This is a genomic window from Vibrio sp. 10N.261.55.A7 (genome assembly GCF_002877365.1).
Lineage (GTDB): Bacteria > Pseudomonadota > Gammaproteobacteria > Enterobacterales > Vibrionaceae > Vibrio.
Genome location: NZ_MCWZ01000223.1, coordinates 1 through 4781, shown reverse-complemented (window position 1 = coordinate 4781; position 4781 = coordinate 1). Strand labels below are relative to the sequence as shown.

Sequence of the window (4781 nt, the reverse complement as noted above, 5' to 3'; positions counted from 1 at the left end):
AATTTCTATTATTTCACTCCTGTCACTAAGATGATTTCTTAACCGATTAGGAGAAATGTTATGTCGTCTATTGTTGTTGTGGGTGCCAATTGGGGTGATGAAGGTAAAGGAAGAATCGTTGATTTTCTGGCGTCAGAGGCCTCTGCCAGTATTCGTTTTCAAGGCGGAAACAACGCGGGTCATACCGTTGTGAATGACTTCGGAACGTTCAAACTGCATCAATTGCCAAGCGGCATATTTAACTCTAATTGCATCGCTGTATTAGGCCCGGGCATGGTGATCAGCCCAGCTGCCTTGAGCGAAGAGATTGCTGAAGTTCAATCGACGGGTGTGGAAGTCAATCTAAAAATCTCAGACCGAGCCACCTTATGTCTGCCTATCCACGCATTAGAAGATACCCTTGAAGAACAGCGCCTTGGCGACGCGGCGTATGGCTCAACAAGGCAAGGCATTGCACCTGCTTACGGTGATAGAGTGATGAAGAAAGGCATTCTTGTCGGTTGGTTGAATCAGCCTGAGGTCTTAGAGCAGCGCATTCAATTCATGCTTGATTGGAAAATGCCTCAGTTAAAAGCGCTTTACCCAGAGTGTGATTACAACGAAAGCGCCGCTGACATAACACAGTGGCTACTTGAAACGACCAAGGCGTGGCGTCCGTTTATCTGTAACGTCACTGAGCCGCTTAAAGCACTGCAAACCAAACAGGCAAATTTATTGTTTGAAGCGCAACTGGGTGCTGGGCGTGACTTGGTTTACGGTGAATACCCTTGGACGACATCATCAAACGTGACGGCGGCTTATGCGGGCATTGGCAGTGGACTACCGGCATTAAGACCAGAACGCGTGATTGCGGTAGCGAAATCGTTCAGCTCGTCAGTGGGTACAGGCACTTTGGTGACCGCGATGGAAGAGCAAGACAACTTCCGTGAAAGCTCTAATGAATACGGTGCAACGACTGGTCGCCCTCGTGATATGGGGTACTTTGATGCGGTAGCAACGAAAAATGGTGTTGAGCTGCAAGCCGCCACTGAGATTGCATTGACGAAAATTGACTGCTTAACGGGCATGAAGGATCTCAGAATCTGCGTTGCTTACGATGGCGAACACACTGAAAACCCAATATGGCCTCAAACTGCGGCGCTAACCCCCATCTATGAATCGATGGAAGGATGGGATGAAGATATCTCTGGTTGTCGCACGTTCGAAAGCTTACCTAAAGGCGCTCAAGACTATGTTCTGCGTATAGAAGAGTTGATGGGTGTGCCAATTACTATGGTTTCAGTTGGGCCTGAGCGCGAACAGATGATCATTCGTCGTTAGCAGCTTGTACAATCGAATTTAGAACAATGAAACCCAGTCGAGCGCTGGGTTTCTTTTTATTAGGGCTACTGTTCAGGCTGACAAAGAATAGGTGAGTTGTGAACAAGCTTTTGGCCAAAATGAGTTTGCGCAACAGTACGCCGATATCTACTCCAATAGAATTGCCTGACATTGTCTAATGGTAAAGTGAAACTACTCACTATTTCTAAACCTATATCACACATAATTAATCACTCTATTAGATACGAACCCCAAGAGCTTAATTAAGCTCTTGAATTTTAATAGTATTTACATCCTCAGCAACTTCGAAAGACTACCCTATCACTGAGCAAATAATTGCTAACGGTACCTGCAAGAACACCCGAACAAAAGGCCACATACACCATTTCTCTTTGCTCGAATAGTAAGGTTAATATAAAGAAAGTCCCTAAATTTGGTATGAGCGACACACAAGCACATGCAATTGCTTTTACAAGTTGATGCTTATTTTTACTTTCGTCGCGATCACTAAATGTCAATGTGCGATTACCAATCCATGTAAAGATCACTGCTATAAGAAAAGCAATGACTCTCGCTAGATATATATCCAGACCGAAAATCTGTACGAACGCCTCAAACGTCAAAAAATCAACGATAAAACCAAAACCACCGACTAAAAGGAAGTTGAGCTTTCGCTTGAGATCGAAATACCTAAACATTCAACCAGTATTCTTTTTCTGTTTTCTGAAACATAATTACAACCTGATATATTTTTATTAGTAGCTACCATTCGACTTTTTGAAACCACGACATAGTAGGGAGGCACTAACTCATCTTTGTGGTCATTCAAATTCAGTGCTTTCCCCGATGTATAATAACGGCCAGAGAAAGTTGGTTTGCCCTCGTAGTACACGGGCATGGACTTATCAATGTTTTCAAATAGAGCGGTATCACTCTTTTCATAGAGCAACGGGCTAGCAGCTGTAATTAGCGCGAGTACGGCGATAGGAGTAATGCTGCACAAAAGGTACTCTAAACGTCGAAAGGTTTGCATCCCAGAGACAATAAATAGAGCCAAGGCGGGAATACCCGGCAAGACATACATCTGGAGAATGTTTCCTGCAAAAGTGAATAACACCATAGGTGAGATTACCCAGAATAATAGAAACGAATTCCATCGGCGATTTACTTTATCTTTAAACATCTGCTTGCGTTTTGATTGGTTTACAAGCAAATAGACCGCAAATAGTGACCAAGGAAATGCGGTATAAAGCCAATACCACCAGATTGTCCCCTTTATTTCATCATGAGCCGATCCGTATAGATCCCCCTCCCAACCACTAACAGTAAATCGAGACCAATGTTCACCGATTATAAAGTAATCTAAAAAACCTGGGGTGGCTTGTTCTGCTAATAAATACCAGGGTGCTGAGATAATGAGAGCTAATGCCAAGCCACTAAAAATAGGTATTCGACGCCAAAACTGTCTGAAGCCCTCAAGTAAGCCATAGTTTGTAATTATCCACGGTACGACAGCAATGCCAATTAGGACTATGATGACTGGTCCCTTGATTAATAACCCAAATCCAATGCCTGCAAAGCCTAAATATGCCGAGTTTTTATCGTGACCCTCCCACGCAAAGTAGAAACCAACCATAGATATAGTCATCGCCAGTGCTAATAGAGAGTCTGTCATTAATGCGCCACTGGCGATGTAAAATCCAACAGTAGTTAGAAGAGTCAGTATTGACAGGTAAGGTGAAATGCCCTTGCGCTTAGCGACATACCCAACAATTGCTAGAGTTAATAGTCCACTGATTAGGTGCGGTAAACGTAGGAAAAATTCATTTATAGAGAACAAATTACCAGAAAATGCACTCACCCACGTTTGCATTGGCGGTTTACCCCAAAAAGGTACTCCGTAGTCGAATTGAGGTGTTAACCAATTTCCAGTGTCGACCATGATTCGGGCCATCTCACCATATCGAGCTTCTGTCGTATCCATTAAAGGATAAGCGCCGAGCGATATGAGTCTAACCACAACCACAAGTAATATGGCGATGGTTAATCGCACAGATAAACTTTGCATCATAGCTCCTTCCCTCTATTGGAAAGAATCGTAACCACTTTCTCAGATTCTTGAAAAGACCTACTTTGCTGCGACTGTATGATATATCGAGGGCGGTTTTTGACCTCTTTGTATATACGACCTACATAAGAGCCAATTAACCCTATAGACAGTAATTGGACGCCTCCTAGGGCTAATAAAGCGACCATGATAGTAGGAAACCCACTGACCGCCTCACCAAGCAATAAGGTCTTCAGTACGATGTACAGTCCATAAAAGAAGGCACTAGACGCAATAAAAAAACCCAGATAGGTGGCGAGTTGTAGCGGTTTGGTACTGAATGAAGTGATTCCATCCATTGCTAACCCAACAAGCTTCTTAAACGGCCATTTAGAGTCTCCGCTGTATCTTTCGTCGCGTTCAAATTGAATAATTTGCTGGTTAAATCCGGGCCATGCTAGCAAGCCCTTCATGTAGATGTTTTTCTCATTCAGCTTGTTCAGTTCTTGTACTACTTTTCTATCAAGTAGTCGAAAATCCCCTACATTTTCTGGAATATCACAGTTAGCTAACCGGTTTAGAGTTTTATAGAAAAGTGATGCGGATAGCTTTTTAAAAGCGGATTCTCCGTAGCGCTTACTTCGTTGCATGCAAACGACGTCGGCACCATTTTGCCAAGCTTTATACATTGAAGGAATTAACTCTGGCGGGTCTTGTAAATCCGCATCAATGATAATAGTAATATCGCCCGATGCACTTTCGAGGCCAGCGCACATTGAAGCTTCTTTCCCAAAGTTTCTACTTAGGTTTAGTAAAATGACATCATAGTAGAGATTCGTTAACCCATTAATGAGGTCTGCGGTTTTATCTTGACTTCCGTCATTGACATAGATGACCTCGCAGTGAATACCCATCGAATGTATAACGGCATTGAGTCGTGAATGAAAGCTCTCAATGACACTCTCCTCATTATACATTGGGACAATGACTGACATTTTGGCCTTGGATTGCCTAACTTGAGCGTCGGATTTCTTTGGCAAAATCATTTCCCCGCTTCATCAAATACATCTGCTGCATTTATGGCTCTTGTGAAGCCAGAAAAGATAGAATGTTGAATGAGGATTTCTTGATCTCTTCTCTCTCTCTAGCCGATTCAGAGCATCACCGTTAAACGATTTCATTATAACTCTCCTGAATGAGTAGTGAATATTTCATAGGTTACTTAACTCAATCAAGCCGATAACTAAATAAATTATTACGAAATGTTCATTAATTATATATTATCCCGGCCTGTGTTTATGTGGTTGGTTAGAGTTCGGGTTTTTTAATCCTAACTGTGTTGATTTTAATTAATGTTCTTCTAAAGAATAAGAGGTGAAAGTACTAAATAGAAATGTGGTTTGATATTGTATAT

At 42.4% G+C, this 4781-nt stretch carries 4 protein-coding genes; 1 reads left to right on the top strand and 3 read right to left on the bottom strand.

What is annotated here, in order from left to right:
* Nucleotides 1–60 precede the first annotated feature (60 nt).
* Nucleotides 61–1320, top strand: a complete 1260-nt coding sequence (locus tag BCU12_RS10855; RefSeq protein WP_102404293.1) for an adenylosuccinate synthase — start codon at nt 61–63, stop codon at nt 1318–1320.
* Between the two features lie 296 nt (nt 1321–1616).
* Here the strand turns inward: BCU12_RS10855 and BCU12_RS10845 are convergent, their stop codons facing one another.
* Genes BCU12_RS10845 through BCU12_RS10835 form a run of 3 tightly spaced genes read right to left on the bottom strand, consistent with a single transcriptional unit; the run spans nt 1617 to nt 4413 of the window.
* The gene (locus BCU12_RS10845) at nt 1617–2018 is read right to left on the bottom strand and encodes a GtrA family protein (protein ID WP_102404291.1); all 402 of its coding nucleotides are present in this window, start codon (nt 2016–2018) and stop codon (nt 1617–1619) included.
* Nucleotides 1973–3391: a glycosyltransferase family 39 protein gene (locus BCU12_RS10840; protein WP_102404290.1), complete on the bottom strand. Its 1419-nt coding sequence runs from the start codon at nt 3389–3391 to the stop codon at nt 1973–1975. Before BCU12_RS10840 ends, BCU12_RS10845 begins: the two co-directional genes overlap by 46 nt.
* Nucleotides 3388–4413 carry a glycosyltransferase family 2 protein gene (locus tag BCU12_RS10835; RefSeq protein ID WP_241909808.1) on the bottom strand — a complete coding sequence of 342 codons (1026 nt, stop codon included), beginning with the start codon at nt 4411–4413 and terminating at the stop codon, nt 3388–3390. Before BCU12_RS10835 ends, BCU12_RS10840 begins: the two co-directional genes overlap by 4 nt.
* Between the last annotated feature and the right edge of the window lie 368 nt (nt 4414–4781).